The organism is Hohaiivirga grylli (assembly GCF_039655745.1).
Classification (GTDB): Bacteria; Pseudomonadota; Alphaproteobacteria; order Rhizobiales; family Beijerinckiaceae; genus Hohaiivirga; species Hohaiivirga grylli.
Map to the genome: position 1 here is coordinate 38,142 of NZ_JBBYXI010000004.1, position 16,787 is coordinate 54,928.

Consider the following 16,787-nt stretch of genomic DNA (forward strand, 5'->3'; position numbering starts at 1 on the left):
GCGGATTATCCGCTGCCGCCACTTGATTTGAGGACCGCGAGCTAATGGCTACCTTGCATTTCGAACTCGTTTCGCCTGAGCGTGTGCTCTTTTCTGGCGAAGTCGACCAGGTCGTCCTCCCGGCGACCGAGGGCGAGATGACAATTCTCGCAGCTCATTCGCCTGTCATGACAGCCCTGACAACCGGCTTTCTGGTTCTGTCGACGGGTGGCAAGACAACCCGTATTCTGGTTCGTGGCGGTTTTGCTGATGTCAGCCCAAATGGCCTGACAGTTTTGGCAGAGCGTGCTTTCAACGAAGATGAGCTGAATAAGGACGTCTTCGACAAGGAAGTAGAAACTGCACGTCAGGAACTGGGTGATGCTCCGGAAGATATGAAGCATGTTGCCGAAATGGCTCTTGCTCAGCTTCTGACCATTCAGGCTGAGTTCCACTAAGTTCTACGAAATCATCTGAAAAGCCGGGTTGATAGCCCGGCTTTTTTTATTTTCTGACAGGCTGGACTGGTGTTGGCTGGTGGTTTTCATCGATGGCCACCATGATAAATGTACCATGTCCGCATTGGCGTCTGGAGCCGGTTTTCAGATCTTCGGCCTGTAAGTCAATTTCAATTGTTATGGATGTCCTGCCTGTTGCCACAATACGCGGGTTCAGTTCAACGACTTCGCCCTTTTGAAATTTGCTCTCAAAATTGACGCGTGGTGATGAGGCCATGACAATCGTTTTTCGGCAATATCTGGTTGCTGCAACGAATGCGGTTTTACCCATGGCTGCCAGTATATTGCCCCCATAGGGGCCACCAAAAGGGCTGGATTGTTCTGGAAAGACAATCTCTGAGGTCTGAAGCTCATCTGCTGGTGTCGTTACTATAGGTGCAGATAATGTGGTGATCTGCTTATGCTGCTCTTCAACAGGAACCATGTTGAAGGTTCCGCTGCCACAAAGATGACGCTTGCCTGTTAATGGGGCTTCTGCAATGAGGTCAACTTTAACATCCAAAGATTTCTGGTCTGCCCTGATCACACGGCCCGTTACTTCAATAATATCGCCGAGACGTGCGGGCGCCTTAAAACGAATATCATCGACAGCGCTCATCACCATATCAATATGTGTGTGCCGCAATGCTGAAATGAAGGCAGCTTTATTCATGTAAGCAAGCCCGTTACCGGCAAAAAGGGTTCCGTGATGGTTGGTGTCTCCGGGGAAGACAATGTCCATCAGACGGGTCAGGGCCTGTTGAGGTAAAGCGCCCTCATGCATCAGATACTCTCCTGATATCTTTGTGGTTTGATAAGTAGCTGGAGGGCTAACAAATCTACCATGAGTTGCGCCCGGTTGGTTTTATGCCTTCTTATCACGAACCGCTGCAAGCCGTTCAAGACTTTTCTCAGGCCACAGCTCACGGGTGCTATAATAGCCTTCAAAAGCTGGCGTTGTTTCAGGGAGTTTCACCCAAGGCTGTTTGGTTGAGATATAGATATGCGCACCCGGTTCGATATTCTGCGGATAATCCAAAGTACCTGTTCGAATGAAAGCGATGTGCTTGTGTGTATAGTGGCTCCATAAGGCCACCTGACAATTAGGGCACCGCGCAATTGTTTGGCTTTTACCACTCAAGGTTGGTATTTCAATTTTATTAGGAACTCCTTGTACGACTTCAAGATAATCATTCTCAATCAAGGAATTGATGACAAAAGCAGAGCCTGTTTCACGCTGGCACCAGGTGCAGTGGCAGCAGTTGGTAAAAAGTGGCGGGGCTTTCAGGCGGTAGCGTATCTGTCCGCAGCTGCAGCCACCCTCATGATATTCTGCTGATCCGTCTGTGCAGGTTATCGGCATGTCGTTCCTCATCTATTATCTTGTGCATTCTTAAGTTCAAAAGAAACGCATTTGATTGAGGTATGCAATTAAGCTTTATGCTGCATGTCTTGCTTTCGCCACGGTATGCTTTTATGCAGGTGCTGTTCCATTAGGGCGAGAAATTCCTTGCAAACAAAAACATCTGCCAATCAGGGCTCAAGAGCGCCTGTAAAATTATTTTCATATCGTCCGTATTGGGCGAAACGTTTTGGGGTTGCTCCTTTCCTGCCAATGAGCAGGGAAGAGATGAACATGCTTGGCTGGGATTCATGTGACATCATCATGATTACAGGTGATGCCTATGTGGATCACCCAAGCTTTGGCATGGCAATCATCGGACGTTTTCTTGAGGCGCAGGGTTTTCGCGTTGGTATCATTGCCCAGCCAGAATGGCACAATGCTGATGCTTTTAAGGCGTTAGGAAAACCAAATCTCTTTTTCGGTATTGCCGCCGGAAATATGGATTCCATGGTCAACCGTTATACGTCTGATCGGAAAATCCGGCATAATGACGCCTATACCCCAAATAATGAGGGTGGTAAGCGACCAGATCGCGCGAGCATTGTTTATTCGCAGCGTGCCCGTGAGGCTTATAGTGATGCCCCAATCGTACTTGGTGGCATTGAAGCTTCACTCCGCCGTACGGCTCATTATGACTATTGGTCAGATAAGGTTCGTCGGTCCATCCTTCTGGACGCTAAAGCTGATATCCTCGTTTACGGTAATGGCGAGCGTGCGATTGCTGAAATTGCCCACCGGGCTGCCAAAGGTGAAGCCGTCAAGGATATGAAGGATATCCGGGGGACTGCATTCACTCGTAAGGCCAGTGAGCCGTTACCGGAAGGCTGGCTGGAAGTTGATAGCCATGCGGCAGAACCTTCTGCGCAGACACCTGATAAAGACCGTACAGTTTTGCGCATGCCATCTTTTGAAGATGTCGTAAATGACAAGACGGCCTATGCACATGCCTCGCGACTGGTACACCGTGAAACAAACCCCGGAAATGCCCGTGCCCTTGTTCAGAAACATGGTGACAGGGATGTCTGGCTGAACCCACCACCATTTCCACTGGCAACAGATGAAATGGATGCGGTTTTCGGCCTGCCTTTTGCCCGTGTACCGCATCCCGCTTATGGCAATGCCCGTATTCCTGCCTATGAGATGATCCGCTTCTCGGTCAATATTATGCGCGGCTGCTTTGGTGGCTGTACGTTCTGCTCCATTACTGAGCATGAAGGGCGCGTCATCCAGAACCGCTCTGAACAATCCATCATTGATGAGATTGAGGCTATTCGCGATAAAACCCCCGGCTTTACAGGGACAATCTCTGATCTTGGTGGCCCAACGGCTAACATGTATCGACTGGCCTGTAAGTCACCCGATGTCCAGAAACACTGTCGAAAACCATCGTGTGTTTATCCAGATATCTGCCCGCAGCTGAATACTGACCATTCGCCGTTGACCCGTCTCTATAAACGGGCTCGTGAACTGCCGGGTATCAAGAAAATTCTGATCGCTTCAGGTCTGCGTTATGATCTGGCCGTTAAAAATCCTGAATACGTCAAGGAGCTCGCAGCCCATCACGTTGGTGGTTATCTGAAGATCGCACCTGAGCATACAGAGAGTGGCCCGCTTTCAAAAATGATGAAACCGGGTATTGGTGCTTACGACCGCTTCAAGGAGCTGTTTGCCAAAGCGACAAAAGCGGCTGGTAAAGAGCAGTATCTCATTCCGTATTTTATTGCGGCACATCCGGGTACAACGGATGAAGATATGCTCAATCTTGCGCTCTGGCTTAAGAAAAACGGCTTCAGAGCCGATCAGGTTCAGGCCTTCCTGCCAAGCCCGATGGCAACCGCAAGTGCCATGTATCATACAGGCAAGAATCCGCTAAAGAGCCTGTTTGCGGATGACAAGGAAGAGGTGTTTACGCCTAAAGGGTTGAAACAACGCCAGCTTCATAAGGCCTTCCTGCGTTATCATGATGCCGAAAACTGGCCGCTGTTGCGGGAAGCCCTGAAACGCATGGGGCGTGAAGACCTGATCGGTAATGGCAAAAATCATCTTATTCCGACATGGCAGCCTGCGGGTACAGGCAAAAGTGGCGGAGAGGGTAAACGTGTTGGTCGTAAACACGGGCAGCAACGCTTCCTGACAACCCATAATGGTTTACCAATTGTCAGAGACCGTCCTTCTTCACGGCCACTAAAGTCGAGATAAAATAATCATAAACCCCGGAAGCGATATCTTCTTCTGGGGTTTATTGTTTGCGCTCCATCAGTCGTCTGATTCATCCAGTGCCATCAGGGCAGCATTCCCACCAGCCGCGGCGGTATTGATGGTGATCGTCTGCTCAATGGTGAAACGGCTTAAGTAATGTGGGCCACCAGCCTTTGGCCCTGTGCCTGATAATCCGCTACCGCCGAAGGGCTGGGTGCCGACAACAGCACCAATAATATTCCGGTTAATATAGATATTGCCGACAGCAAGCTGTTTGCTGATATGTTCGGCAAAACCGTCAATGCGGGAATGGATACCGAGGGTTAGACCATAACCGCTTTGGGCAATATCATTGATGACATCTTTCAGCCTGTCATTCTTGAAGCGGACGACATGCAGGACTGGCCCGAATATCTCCTGTTTCAGATCTCTGACGCGTTTCAGTTCAATGATATGTGGGGCAATATAGGTTCCCTGTTTAGGTGCTTCTCCCGCATAAACCAGTTTACTGCCAGCCGTATCATGAGCAAGATAGGCTTCAATCCGGGTTTTGGCCTCCTCATCAATGATAGGGCCAATATCGGTTGCAAAGTCTCTCGGATCTCCAACTGTCAACTGTTTGGCTGCACCGATAATGAGATCAAGTACTTTGTCTGCGATGTCTTCCTGAAGGCAAAGGATGCGAAGAGCGGAGCATCTCTGTCCAGCTGAACGGAAAGCTGATGAGATGACATCATCACAGACCTGTTCAGGCAGGGCCGTTGCGTCGACGATCATCGCATTAAGGCCACCTGTCTCTGCGATGACCGGAACAATCGGCCCATCCTTTTCTGCCAATGATTGATTGATTTTACGGGCAGCCTCAACTGAACCTGTGAAAACCACACCATCAATACCCGGTTGTGCGACAAGAGCCGCGCCAATGGCACCATCTCCCGTGACCAGTTGCAGTGCCGATACGGGTACGCCTGCCTCATGCAGCAGCTTAACAGCTTCAGCCGCAATGAGAGGTGTTTGCTCTGCAGGCTTGGCAATAACCGCGTTACCCGTCACAAGAGCGGCTGCAATCTGCCCGATGAGGATGGCAAGGGGGAAGTTCCACGGTGAAATGGCTACGAAGGTACCTCTTGGCCGGATCAGCAGCCTATTACTCTCGCCTGTTGGGCTTGGCAGAAGAGTTGGCACCCCTTGAAGTTCGCAAGCCTGAGTTGCGTAGTATCTGAGAAAATCGACAGCTTCCCGAACTTCGGAAATAGCGTCGTCAATGGTTTTACCCGCTTCTGTCTGCAAGAGATGGAAGAAGCAGGCGCGTCGCTCTTCCATCAGCTCTGAGGCCGCTTTCAGTATATCCGCGCGCTTTGCAACAGGTGTTTTACTCCAGCCTGTAAAACCTTTTCGTGCAACTTCGACTGCGGCCCTGACATCCTGTACCGTACTGTTGGACACTTCACCGACAATGGTTTTTGCATCAATTGGGCTGATAACAGATACAGGCGTGGAATCTGCTATGGTCGTGTCGAGAATTGGAGCGGCTTTATACGCAACGCTTGCGCTGTTATTCAGCTGCTTATGGATTGTTTCCCGTGATGCGCGGCATCCTAACTCTATGCCAAGAGAGTTGATCCGATCTGTCCCATAAATAAATGGAGGCCGAGGTAACTTTGGATGGCGTGCATTTTCAGCCTTGCCGATGATCTCTACAGGCGATTTCAGAAGCTGAGCAACGGGAATATTGGTATCTGCTGCTGTGGCAACGAATGAAGTATTGGCCCCGTTCTCCAGAATACGTCTGACCAGATAGGCGAGCAGATCGCGGTGGGGGCCGACAGGAGCATAGGTTCGGCAGGCAACATCCGGTTTCAGTGCTTTGAGACTTTTGTACAGTGCGTCTCCCATGCCATGTAAGCGCTGGAACTCAAAACCTTTAGTGTCACCTGCAATTTCGAGAATGCTGGCAACTGTCTGGGCATTGTGGGTTGCAAATTGTGGGAAGATGGATGGGCGCAAGGACAGGAGTTTTCGGGCGCAGTGCAGGTAATGAAGGTCTGTTACAGCCTTACGGGTAAAGACCGGATAGTCTCTTAGACCACGTTCCTGCGCACGTTTAATCTCAGTATCCCAGTAGGCACCTTTCACGAGCCGAATGGTCATTGGCATTGCCAGACGGTGTGCAAGATCAGCAATGAAATCAATGACCTCACCAGCCCGTTTCTGATAGGCCTGTATGGCCAGACCAAACCCTGCCCATTCACTGCCACGAATTTCGGGAGCAGAGGCCACACGACTGATAATATCAAGTGAGATTTCGAGGCGATCAGCCTCTTCAGCATCAATGGTGAAGCCCAGATTATGATCTTTGGCCTGTTTGGCCAAAGCCACCAGACCGGGGATCATTTCATCAAGAACCCGTTTTTCACTCATGGCGGTGTAATGTGGGTGCAGGCCGGAAAGTTTAACGGATATGCCGGGGCGCGACATGTCGATGCCGGGCTGGCTTGGCCCAGCATGACGTGCAATGGCTTCAATGGCAGCTGAATAGCTTTTGAAGTAGCGCAGAGCATCATCGGCTGTGCGCGCGCCTTCACCTAACATATCGAAAGAGAAACGGAATGAACGTTCCTGTGGGCCCTGACTGCGCTTCAGCCCTTCTTCAATTGTCTGGCCGAAAACGAAATGGTTGCCCATAACCTTCATGGCCTGACGGGCTGCCGTACGGACCGTTGGCAAGCCGATGCGTTTAACCAGAGATTGCATAATGCCAGCCGGTGTTTCTCCCGGCTGGATGATTTTTGAAGAAATACCAAGTGCCCAGTTGGAGGCCGCCATCAAAATCGTTGATGAGCGGGCTTCATGATCTCCAAAATTACCTTGCCCAAGTTTATCTTCAAGCAGGCGGTCTGCCGTGTAGGAATCCGGAACACGCAGAAGTGCTTCAGCAAGCACCATGAGTGCAAGACCTTCGCGGGTTGAAAGGGAGTACTCGTGTAAGAGTTCTTCTACGCCACCAATCTTGCTGGATTGTGTGCGGATGGCCGTAATGAGTTTTTCCGAAAGTGCATTGACCCTTTGACGACCCTGCGAGGTATTTTCCGGAGCATGCTCCGCATCTGCCAGTAGAGAGCGGACAAAAGTAATGTCATCAGGAGCATAAGGAGCCTGGAAAACGGGAAAGCCAGTTTCTGGCATGATCGGTATGTCCTCCGGAAACGGAATGGTCGTGATCTGCCTCGTTTTCATAGAGGCACATTTTCACATGCCTCTATATGATAGTGCAATTTTACGCTGAAATAGATGACTTAGACTAATGATCGATGGCGAGTTTTGTGCCCAGGGCAACAAGGACGCCACCCATTGCAGCATCAAATGGTTTCCGCAGTTTCAGATAGGTGCTGCGCACATGCCCGTTTGAGAAAAGGGTTGCAAGCGTGCAGAACCAGCAGGCTGCAACAATACTGACGATTATAAGAGTTGCCCCGTATACCCAGACAGGAGCGTGCGCCGGAATGACGGTTACAAAAAGGCTGCCAAAGAAGGCGACAGACTTAGGGTTTGTCAGGTTTACAAGAAGCCCTCTGCGATAGGCCTGCAGGAATGAAAGGCTGTGTTCTTTATGAAGTGAAATCTCGGATGTTTTTTTCCGCAGGCTGAGAAAAGTCATGACACCGAGGTAAATCAGATAAGCAGCGCCGAAATATCGGATGACATCATAAAGCCAGACAAGTTTGGATAGGATGACGCCTAACCCAAAGACCGCAAGTGTCGCCCAAACAAGACAGCCTGTTGCAACACCAAGTGCTGTTGCAAGGCCTGATCTGCGATTGGAGAGTGATTGTGCGGTAACGGCAATAAAATCAGGCCCGGGGCTGATACAGGCCACCAACATAACACCGGCAAGTGTCAGTAACTGATAGGTGTAATCCATGATTTACTCTCGCCGTAGTGATAATGGGTTGTCGGTTAGTGCAGCTGCATCTGGTTGATCGATGCCCGGAATACCCTGAAAAGCATTCCATAAGCCATCAATAACGCTACGTTCAATGTCTTTTACAATGAAAACGATGCGGCTGCGGTGGTCATCACTAGGCCAGTTTGGCAGAACGGCTGGTACATGTAAAACATGTTGCACACCGTGAATGACAATCGGTTTTTCAGGGTGCTCAGCGATGCAGATCAGGCCTTTTATGCGTAGCAGGTTTGGCCCCTGCGTTGCATGCAGAAGGTCAAGGAACATCTGAAAGGATGCCTGTCTGACGGGTTTGTCACTGGTCAGGCAGAAAGCACGGATGTGGGCATCGTGACGGTTAACATCATGATGATGGTGATCGTGCTCATGATCATGCCCGTGGTGGTGAGTATGACCATGCTGGTGGCGTTCTGCTGCCTCAACAGCATCAGTTTTGAGCCACTGCTCAACATCTGAGATTTTGCCCTCAATACTGAAAAGACCATCACCAATAAGAGCTTTTGCCGGGATGATACCATTAACGGCTTCACAAAGGGTTCCAGCCGGATTGATAGCGTTAAGGCGCGAGCGCAAGTTTGAAAGTGTTTCAGTGCTATCTACAAGATCTGTTTTTGTCAGCAGGAGCTTGTCGGCAATTGCAACCTGCCGTAAGGCTTCCAGATGACTGGAAATGGTATTCTCTGCATTAACCGCATCAATGACGGTAATGACTTCAGCCACAGAATAGCGCAGTGAAAGATAGGGGTGATAAAGCACGGCATGGAGAATCGGTGCAGGATCAGCCAGACCTGTTGTTTCAATGATCACCCGCTTGAAAGGCATGATCCGGTTATTATCCCGCTTGCGCAGCAGGTCTTCCAATGTGTTGATCAGGTCGCCGCGAACACTGCAGCACAAACAACCTGCTGAAAGCAAAACCATGTTTTCATCAATGGTTTCGACAAGCAGATGGTCGAGACCAATCTCGCCGAATTCATTCATGATCACGACAGTATCGGCAAGATCAGGGTCTTGCAGCAGATAATTCAGAAGAGTTGTTTTCCCTGCTCCAAGAAAACCTGTGATGATGGAGAGTGGAATAGGAGCCGGAGCTTTCACCGGTTGGCCTTTAGGTGCTTCTTGCATGATTTAACCAGAGTGAAAATGGAGCCAGTGGTGTAAAGCTGAACCCGCCTTTACTTCGGGCGGGCCGGGGGCTTCGCGTGAACAGGTGGAATAGCAAGTTTTGTAGTTCCCTGCTTGGCCTGTGCTGTTTTCTTAGCAGGAGCAGCGCCCTTCAGTGGCTTTGCCTTGGGCTTTTTCGCAACGTCAGGCTCTTCAGGGACACTTGATGGTGTCATCCCCAGCCAGACCTTTTCAGGAATGGCTTTGGCGCGTTTGCCAAGGGTTACTTTAGCCGATGCCGAATCTGCATAGGCCATTGTGCCTGAGCCAAATGATGCTGTTGCAGCGAAACTGTCAGAATTACCATTTGTGGTAATGGCACCATCTTCATCCTCAGCCAGTGGGCCACTCTTGTCGCAAATTTGTGACCGAAGATTGGGGGGAGTGACTGAGCTTGATGCCGGTAATGAATCAAGAGATGAACTCATGAAACCACTGGATGAAAAACCTTTGTCAAACAGATAGGCGGCCTGGAGTGTTCTTTCATTGGCAGAATGTGCACCAAGGACAACTGTCAGAAGTTGCGTGTTGCCGCGTGTTGCTGTTGCAACTACATTAAACCCGGATGCGCAGATAAAACCTGTCTTCATGCCATCAGCGCCAGCATAACGGCCAATCAGGCCATTGGTGTTATACATGACACGCTTGCCATACTGGATGGCACCAATGTGGAACAGATAATTATATTCAGGGAATTCAAGGATCATTGTTCGACCCAGAATGGCCATGTCCCGTGCCGATGTCTGCTGACGGTTGTCCGGGAGGCCATGCGGGTTAACAAAACGGGTACTGTACATACCAAGCCGCTGTGCCTGCTGATTCATCATGGCAACGAAATTATCAGTTGTGCCGCCAACGCCTTCTGCAATGGTATTGGCAACATCATTGGCTGATTTGACCATAATAATCTTGAGAGCATTATCCAGACGAATATTGCTGCCGGGCTTAAACCCCATCTTTGATGGTGGCAGTTTTGCGGATGCCTGTGACACTGTCAGAAGGCTATCCATATTCAGCCTGCCATCCCGGACAGCCTTCATCGCGACATAGGCTGTCATGAGTTTGGTAATGGATGCAGGATACCAAGGATCCGTTGCCTGATCAGAATAGAGAACGCGCCCGCTATCAACGTCAATGACAATTGCTGGGTTGGCATTACTACGAATGGAAATACCCGTAAAAACCAGAACTGTTGTGAGCAATACAAAAGACCGGGAAACAAACTGTTTCAGTAACTGGGGCATTCCAAACCTTTCAGATAATAACTGTCTGGCGCTTAATCTGACAGCTGCGAGGCAACTGATGCGCCGGAATTTGGGCATAACTTTGATCCCAAATCATAAATCAGCTTATATCACAGAACGAACGTCCTGTAATTCTCTACATGTAATTTTTGGTTGTTAATGGCTTAAGGCGCTTTTGCCTTAACTGCTAAAGCATGTAGCCCGCTGGAGAAGGCTTCTGATAATACATCGTTGATCATGCGATGTATTTCAACTCTGCTCTTGCCTTTGAAGGCTTCAGATACGATATCTATACTGTAATGTGTTTCACCACCCTCACGCCAGCCGCTATGGCCTTCGTGTTTTTGGGAATCATCCGTTACAACGAGATGCTGTGGTTGAAACTTGGCTGTTAGCTTTTCTGTAATCCAGTCTTTGCGGGATTGTTTGCCTGTTGTTGGCATTCTGTTTCCTTGAGCTACATGATTGGGTGGCTAAGAGTTTGGTGTTACGTGCGCTCTGTCAAGGGCAAAAACATGGTTGGGAGATATAAATTTCCCTTGGTTTGATGAACTGAAATGAGCATAATTGTAGAATTATGAATTTGAACTCACCATTATTTGATCGCATCAGAATTAAATCGGGATCTGCGAAGACGGCCCGGAAGGATAGCGAGCCAAATTGTGAACACCCCGGGTGTTCGCAGCCAGGCTTGTATCGTGCTCCAAAGGGGCGCGGCAATGAAGGGAAGTACTGGCGTTTCTGCATGGATCACGTGCGGGAATATAATGCGACCTATAATTATTTTGATGGCATGACAGATGATGCTGTGCAGGCCTATCAGAAGAATTCTGTCATTGGCCATCGCCCGACCTGGTCGATGGGGGTTCGCAAGAATCAAAAGCCTGAAGGCCCAAATGGTGAGCAGATTGCCCGTGATTGGGAATATTTTGATCCCTTGGGTGTTCTGCGTGGCGAAAACTTTAATACCGCTCAACCGAAAAAGCCTGCAGAACCGAAAAAGAAGCGCCTGACGGCACCTGTGCGTAAAGCTCTTGATGTTATGGGGTTGGACAGCACTGCCGATGCGGCTGCAATCAAGGCACAGTACAAGCAGCTTGTGAAGCGTTTTCACCCTGATGCCAACGGCGGTGACCGATCTTTCGAAGAGCGCCTGCGGGATATCATTCGTGCTCATGATATCCTCAAGACAGCAGGAATGTGCTGATTTCTGGTGTGTCGATTTAAACCAATAAAAGAGATCACAGCCAAATTGTGAATAGCCTGTCTGTGATATATGAATAAAGATAATGCAGTCATGAACTGCGTGCGGATCATGTGGTTTTGAGAAGGGATTTTCAGATGTCGATGTCAGCCGAAGCCAGTGCAAATTTGCCGGATAAGAAGGTATTGGCCCGAAAGGTATTCGGTATCGACAGTGATATGGAAGTTCCGGCTTATTCTGTTGCGAATGAGCATGTGCCGGATATCGACCCGGATTATCTCTTTGATAAAGAGACGACACTGGCAATTCTGGCGGGTTTCACGTTTAACCGCCGTGTCATGATTTCCGGTTATCACGGAACGGGTAAATCCACGCATATTGAGCAGGTTGCCGCCCGCCTGAACTGGCCTTGTGTCCGTATTAATCTGGATAGTCATGTCTCCCGTATTGACCTCGTGGGTAAGGACGCCATCGTTTTACAGGATGGTATGCAGATCACCGAGTTCAAGGATGGTATTTTGCCCTGGGCTTTACAGAATAACATTGCACTTGTTTTTGATGAGTATGATGCCGGTCGCCCGGATGTCATGTTTGTGATCCAGCGTGTCCTTGAGCAATCCGGTCGTTTAACGCTGCTTGATCAGAAGCGGGTTATTCGACCTCATCCGGCATTCCGCCTGTTTGCGACCGCCAATACGGTTGGTCTTGGAGATACGTCCGGCCTTTATCATGGTACGCAGCAGATCAACCAAGGGCAGATGGATCGCTGGTCTATCGTAACAACCCTGAACTATCTGCCTCATGACCGGGAAGTCGAGATTATCCTGTCCAAGGCCCCGCATTTCCAGAATGATGAAGGCCGGGCTATTGTCGATAAGATGGTGCGTGTCGCTGATATGACCCGCTCAGCCTTTATAAATGGCGATTTGTCGACCGTAATGTCTCCTCGTACCGTCATCACATGGGCTGAAAACGCCGATATCTTCAAAGATGTTGGCTTTGCCTTCAGAATTACCTTCCTGAATAAGTGTGATGATCTGGAACAGGCCTTGGTTGCCGAATTCTATCAACGCTCTTTCGGTAAGGAATTGCCACAGTCAGCTGCGAATATCGCGCTCTCCTGAGATTATAAATGACCATCTCCAATCGTATTGCAGCAGGAAAACAGGAACCACCTGCCGAGCCTTTTAAAAGGGCTGTAGCTTCCTGTCTGCGCACGATGGCACAACAGCCTGATCTGGAGATTGGATATTCAGCAGAACGTGCGGCTGTTACAGGGCAGATTGTTCGTTTGCCAGAGCCCCCTCGGCAAATGAGTGCACAGGATGTGGCGGTTCTTCGAGGCTATGCTGACTCGCTGGCTTTACGCCTTGCCTGTCATGATACGGCGACACATCAGAAGCTGGCACCTGCTGATCCATTGGCCCGGGCGGTTTTTGATGCGGTTGAGCAGGCTCGTGTTGAGGCCCTTGGTACGCGTAGGCTCGCGGGAACGGCTGCCAATCTGACGGCCATGTTGGAAGATAAATATACACTCAGGAGCAAACAGCAGCCTGTTTCAACGCAGGAAGAGGCCCCGATTGAAGATGCCTTGGCTCTTTTGGTCCGGGAGCGTCTGACGGGGCAAAAACCGCCTGAAGCCGCAAATCAGATTGTTGAGCTGTGGCGCTCTTCCTTGGAACAGCAGGTTGGACAGGTTCTGGATGAGCTCGCCGGCACTGTTGAAAAGCAGAGTGATTATGGCCGTCTTGTCCGGGATATCCTGCATACCCTGAGTATTGGCGACGAACTTCTTGAAAATGACACCCGAGATGACCCTGATGAAGATCAGGAAGGGGATGAGCAGGACGAAATTTCTGATGGTGACGAAGAAGATCCCAATGAAACAACGCGCGGCGATATAGAGACACAGGAAGAAGCCGAAAACGATACGGAAGAAGGCAGTTCTGAAAGTGATGATGCTCCTCTCGGTGAAACCGAGAACGAGATGGATGTCGACAGTGCGGAAAGCCCATCCGAGAGCTGGCGCCCACCAAGCCGTGCCAACGACGTTCAGAATATCAATTACCACGTCTTCACGACTGAGTTTGACGAAACCACAACAGCTGAAGAGCTTTGTGATGCGGAAGAGCTGGAGCGGCTGCGTAGCTACCTCGATAAACAGCTCGCGCATCTGCAGGGTCTTGTCGGACGTCTGGCGAACCGTTTGCAGCGCCGTCTTCTGGCACAGCAGAACCGGTCATGGGAGTTCGACCTTGAAGAAGGCATGCTTGACCCGGCCCGGTTGACACGTGTGGTCACGGATCCGTTTCAGGCGCTTTCTTTCAAGCAGGAGCTCGATACCAATTTCCGTGATACGGTTGTGACGCTGTTGATCGATAACTCAGGCTCGATGCGTGGCCGGCCGATTACGGTTGCCGCAACCTGTGCTGATATTCTGGCGCGTACGCTTGAGCGTTGCGGTGTGAAGGTTGAGATTCTCGGATTTACAACCAAGACATGGAAGGGCGGGCACGCTCGTGAAAAATGGCTTGAAGCAGGTAAGCCATCAAATCCGGGCCGTCTGAATGACCTGCGCCATATCATATATAAGTCAGCCGATTCTCCATGGCGCCGTGCCCGAAAGAACCTCGGTCTGATGATGCGTGAAGGGTTGCTGAAAGAAAATATTGATGGCGAGGCTCTGGATTGGGCTCATCGCAGGTTATTGGCGCGTTCTGAGCAGAGACGTATTCTGATGGTTATTTCAGATGGTGCGCCGGTTGATGATTCAACACTTTCAGTCAATCCGGGCAATTATCTGGAAAAGCATCTGCGGGCGGTGATCGAAGATATTGAACTGCGCTCATCTGTTGAATTGACCGCAATCGGTATTGGTCATGATGTGACACGCTATTACCAGCGTGCCGTAACCATTGTGGATGCTGAAGAGCTTGGTGGTGTAATGATGGAAAAGCTCGCCGAGCTTTTCAGCGATACTCCCGCTGAACCCTCCCGGCGTGTGCGCAAACGCGGATATTGATGCAATCAGACTGAGCCGTTCTGAGGTCTCATTGGCTTGATGAATGTGATCAGTGCGCCGTATGGCAATATCGCAATAGCAGCCAGAATGACCTTCATCCCATAATCTGCAATTGCCAGCTGGGTCCATGGAAGAACCTGACACTGGTCAGCAATGCCTGCTGCCCCAAGTAAGCTGGAGATGGTGGCATCGGTTCCAAATAACGGGCCGCAATAGAAGGCAAACGAGAAGAAGATTGCCGTATCCAGCGCTGATGCAACGAGAGAGGCAACAAAAGGCTGAAGCCACCAGGCTCTGCGGCGCATCTTCTGGAATACAAAGATATCAAGCAGCTGTGAGAACAGAAATGCTGAGCCGGAGGCAATGGCGATGCGTGGAGTTGCCAGTACGATGGAGATCAGTACAGCAGCAACGAAGCCTACATAAACAACACGACGTGCTCCGGCAGGGCCAAAGCGGCGGTTGGAGAGATCATTGACGAGAAAAGCAAATGGGTAGCTGATTGCGCCCCATGTCAGCCATTCACCAGCCCCAATGGCGTGAATTGGATACTGAACCAGAATATTTGAAGCCAGAACGACAAGCGTCATGACAACCACTGCAAGCAGTAGCTCGCGGGTTGAAATAAAAGGCTTTGTTGTTCCTGTAGCTGTCATTTCAATTTCCGGTTACCCATATAAATGCAAAAGGGCGGCATCAGCCGCCCCATAGCATGATGTTACTGCTTTAGCCAATTAGCTGGCAGCAGCCATCTTCTTTTCAATCTCGCGCTTAAGCTGGCGTGCACCCTGAGAAAGCTCACCATCGCGAGCCTTGATCAAGAAAGCATCCAGACCACCGCGGTGCTCAACACTGCGCAGCGAAGCTGCAGCAATGCGGAAGCGCACGGAGCGCTGAAGAGTTTCAGACTGAAGCGTGACGTTGCAGAGGTTCGGCAGGAACTTCCGCTTTGTCTTGCGGTTCGAGTGGCTTACAAGGTGGCCACTAAGAACGGCTTTGCCGGTCAATTCGCAACGGCGCGACATGATCTACATCCTGTTTTCTACGAAGTCCCGCCATACATGAAAAGCCTTCAATCTATTGAAAGCGTGCAAATGGGGAGACTGCTAAAGTCTTTGAAGTCCGCTGGCTATAGGAAATATTCAGGTCCTAGTCAACAAATATCGCATAAAAACTCTCTGAATCTTCGTAAAAAAGACTCTTGCTGCTCGTAAAGTGGAAAAGTCGGTACTATCTTTAAGGGAATCACGAGAGGACCATTTGTGAAACAACCCATTAAATGGACAAGCATTTTGGCTTTAGGAGCATCTCTGGCTGCGGTCGGAGGAGCTCAGGCTGCCTCATTCAAGGTTCGATATGGCGCAAGCATTATGGGGCTGCCTGTGGGGCAACTGGATGTCTCAAGTGCCATTCATGGTTCATCCTATGAAATACAGGCCACGGGAAAACTGGTTGGTCTTGTCGGTTTGTTCGCCAGCGGTAAAGGCGGAGCAGTGGCAAATGGGTCTTTACGTTCGATTATAGGGCAAAAGAATACTCTTAATCCCGTTGCCAATTCTATTTTTCAGGCATCGGTTCGATTAGGTAAAAGCCAGAAAGTTGTCAGGATTGATACGCGTAATGGCAATGTCACCACATTAAGTATGGAACCGCCCATGGATGATAAGCCGGGTAGGGTTCAGCTGTTAACGCAACATAAGAGGGCTGTTCTTGATCCTCTGAGTGCCACCTTGATGCCAATGCGAGGTAATGAACTTTCAGAAAAAGACTGTAATCGTACAATTCCGGTTTTTGATGGTGGTTCAAGACTTGATATTGTCATGAGCTACGCGGGTATGCGTCAGGCTGATATTGGAGGATATAAGGGGCAGGTTCTGGTCTGTAATGTCCGTTATGTCCCGCTTGCAGGGCATCGCCCGGCCAGACGGATTATTCGTTACATGATGCATAATAAAGATATGTCTGTCTGGCTCGCCCCAATACAGGGAACGGGCTACATGCTGCCTCTGCGTGTTTCTGTCAGAACCGCTGCCGGTATGGCTACACTGCAGGCAGAACAGTGGAACGTTACTTCTGAGTAAATGAGAATTCAGCGTTACATATAAAAAC

The 16,787-nt window shown here is 49.9% G+C and carries 15 protein-coding genes; 6 read left to right on the plus strand and 9 right to left on the minus strand.

All coding sequences use genetic code 11. The features are described from left to right. Nucleotides 1-44: 44 nt before the first annotated feature. A complete protein-coding gene (locus tag WJT86_RS10930; protein ID WP_346337609.1) occupies nucleotides 45-437 on the plus strand; it encodes a F0F1 ATP synthase subunit epsilon in 393 nt (130 codons plus the stop codon). 46 nt (nucleotides 438-483) lie between these two features. Here the strand turns inward: WJT86_RS10930 and WJT86_RS10935 are convergent, their stop codons facing one another. Next, the gene (locus WJT86_RS10935; protein ID WP_346337610.1) at nucleotides 484-1,260 is read right to left on the minus strand and encodes an acyl-CoA thioesterase; all 777 of its coding nucleotides are present in this window, start codon (nucleotides 1,258-1,260) and stop codon (nucleotides 484-486) included. Nucleotides 1,261-1,341: 81 nt separating this feature from the next. Beyond that, nucleotides 1,342-1,839, minus strand: a complete 498-nt coding sequence (locus tag WJT86_RS10940; protein WP_346337611.1) for a GFA family protein — start codon at nucleotides 1,837-1,839, stop codon at nucleotides 1,342-1,344. A gap of 252 nt (nucleotides 1,840-2,091) precedes the next feature. Here WJT86_RS10940 and WJT86_RS10945 point away from each other — a divergent pair, with 252 nt between their 5' ends. Continuing rightward, nucleotides 2,092-4,080 carry a YgiQ family radical SAM protein gene (locus WJT86_RS10945; RefSeq protein WP_346337759.1) on the plus strand — a complete coding sequence of 663 codons (1,989 nt, stop codon included), beginning with the start codon at nucleotides 2,092-2,094 and terminating at the stop codon, nucleotides 4,078-4,080. Nucleotides 4,081-4,137: 57 nt separating this feature from the next. Here WJT86_RS10945 and putA read toward each other — a convergent pair whose 3' ends face one another. The 5 genes from putA to WJT86_RS10970 form a co-directional block, all read right to left on the minus strand. Beyond that, on the minus strand, nucleotides 4,138-7,266 hold the full coding sequence (putA, locus tag WJT86_RS10950; protein WP_407066957.1) for a bifunctional proline dehydrogenase/L-glutamate gamma-semialdehyde dehydrogenase PutA: 3,129 nt from the start codon (nucleotides 7,264-7,266) through the stop codon (nucleotides 4,138-4,140). Between the two features lie 115 nt (nucleotides 7,267-7,381). Then, a complete protein-coding gene (locus tag WJT86_RS10955; protein ID WP_346337613.1) occupies nucleotides 7,382-8,002 on the minus strand; it encodes a LysE family translocator in 621 nt (206 codons plus the stop codon). A gap of 3 nt (nucleotides 8,003-8,005) precedes the next feature. After that, nucleotides 8,006-9,169, minus strand: a complete 1,164-nt coding sequence (locus WJT86_RS10960; RefSeq protein ID WP_346337615.1) for a CobW family GTP-binding protein — start codon at nucleotides 9,167-9,169, stop codon at nucleotides 8,006-8,008. 50 nt (nucleotides 9,170-9,219) lie between these two features. Beyond that, the gene (locus tag WJT86_RS10965; RefSeq protein WP_346337616.1) at nucleotides 9,220-10,452 is read right to left on the minus strand and encodes a D-alanyl-D-alanine carboxypeptidase family protein; all 1,233 of its coding nucleotides are present in this window, start codon (nucleotides 10,450-10,452) and stop codon (nucleotides 9,220-9,222) included. 164 nt (nucleotides 10,453-10,616) lie between these two features. Further along, nucleotides 10,617-10,895 carry a BolA family protein gene (locus tag WJT86_RS10970; protein WP_346337617.1) on the minus strand — a complete coding sequence of 93 codons (279 nt, stop codon included), beginning with the start codon at nucleotides 10,893-10,895 and terminating at the stop codon, nucleotides 10,617-10,619. A 134-nt stretch (nucleotides 10,896-11,029) separates the two neighbouring features. Between WJT86_RS10970 and WJT86_RS10975 the strand changes: the two genes are divergently transcribed. The 3 genes from WJT86_RS10975 to cobT all read left to right on the plus strand — a co-directional run bounded on the left by WJT86_RS10975 (nucleotide 11,030) and on the right by cobT (nucleotide 14,678). After that, on the plus strand, nucleotides 11,030-11,659 hold the full coding sequence (locus WJT86_RS10975) for a J domain-containing protein (protein ID WP_346337618.1): 630 nt from the start codon (nucleotides 11,030-11,032) through the stop codon (nucleotides 11,657-11,659). A gap of 134 nt (nucleotides 11,660-11,793) precedes the next feature. Further along, on the plus strand, nucleotides 11,794-12,780 hold the full coding sequence (cobS, locus tag WJT86_RS10980) for a cobaltochelatase subunit CobS (RefSeq protein WP_346337619.1): 987 nt from the start codon (nucleotides 11,794-11,796) through the stop codon (nucleotides 12,778-12,780). Nucleotides 12,781-12,788: 8 nt separating this feature from the next. Beyond that, nucleotides 12,789-14,678: a cobaltochelatase subunit CobT gene (cobT, locus tag WJT86_RS10985; protein ID WP_346337620.1), complete on the plus strand. Its 1,890-nt coding sequence runs from the start codon at nucleotides 12,789-12,791 to the stop codon at nucleotides 14,676-14,678. Between the two features lie 5 nt (nucleotides 14,679-14,683). Here cobT and WJT86_RS10990 read toward each other — a convergent pair whose 3' ends face one another. Both WJT86_RS10990 and rpmB read right to left on the minus strand, forming a co-directional pair. After that, entirely contained in the window at nucleotides 14,684-15,334 is a 651-nt protein-coding gene (locus WJT86_RS10990; protein ID WP_346337621.1) for a queuosine precursor transporter, read from the minus strand. A 78-nt stretch (nucleotides 15,335-15,412) separates the two neighbouring features. Continuing rightward, entirely contained in the window at nucleotides 15,413-15,703 is a 291-nt protein-coding gene (gene rpmB, locus WJT86_RS10995) for a 50S ribosomal protein L28 (RefSeq protein ID WP_346337622.1), read from the minus strand. 237 nt (nucleotides 15,704-15,940) lie between these two features. Here rpmB and WJT86_RS11000 point away from each other — a divergent pair, with 237 nt between their 5' ends. Continuing rightward, nucleotides 15,941-16,759: a DUF3108 domain-containing protein gene (locus WJT86_RS11000; RefSeq protein ID WP_346337623.1), complete on the plus strand. Its 819-nt coding sequence runs from the start codon at nucleotides 15,941-15,943 to the stop codon at nucleotides 16,757-16,759. The last annotated feature ends 28 nt before the right edge of the window (nucleotides 16,760-16,787 follow it).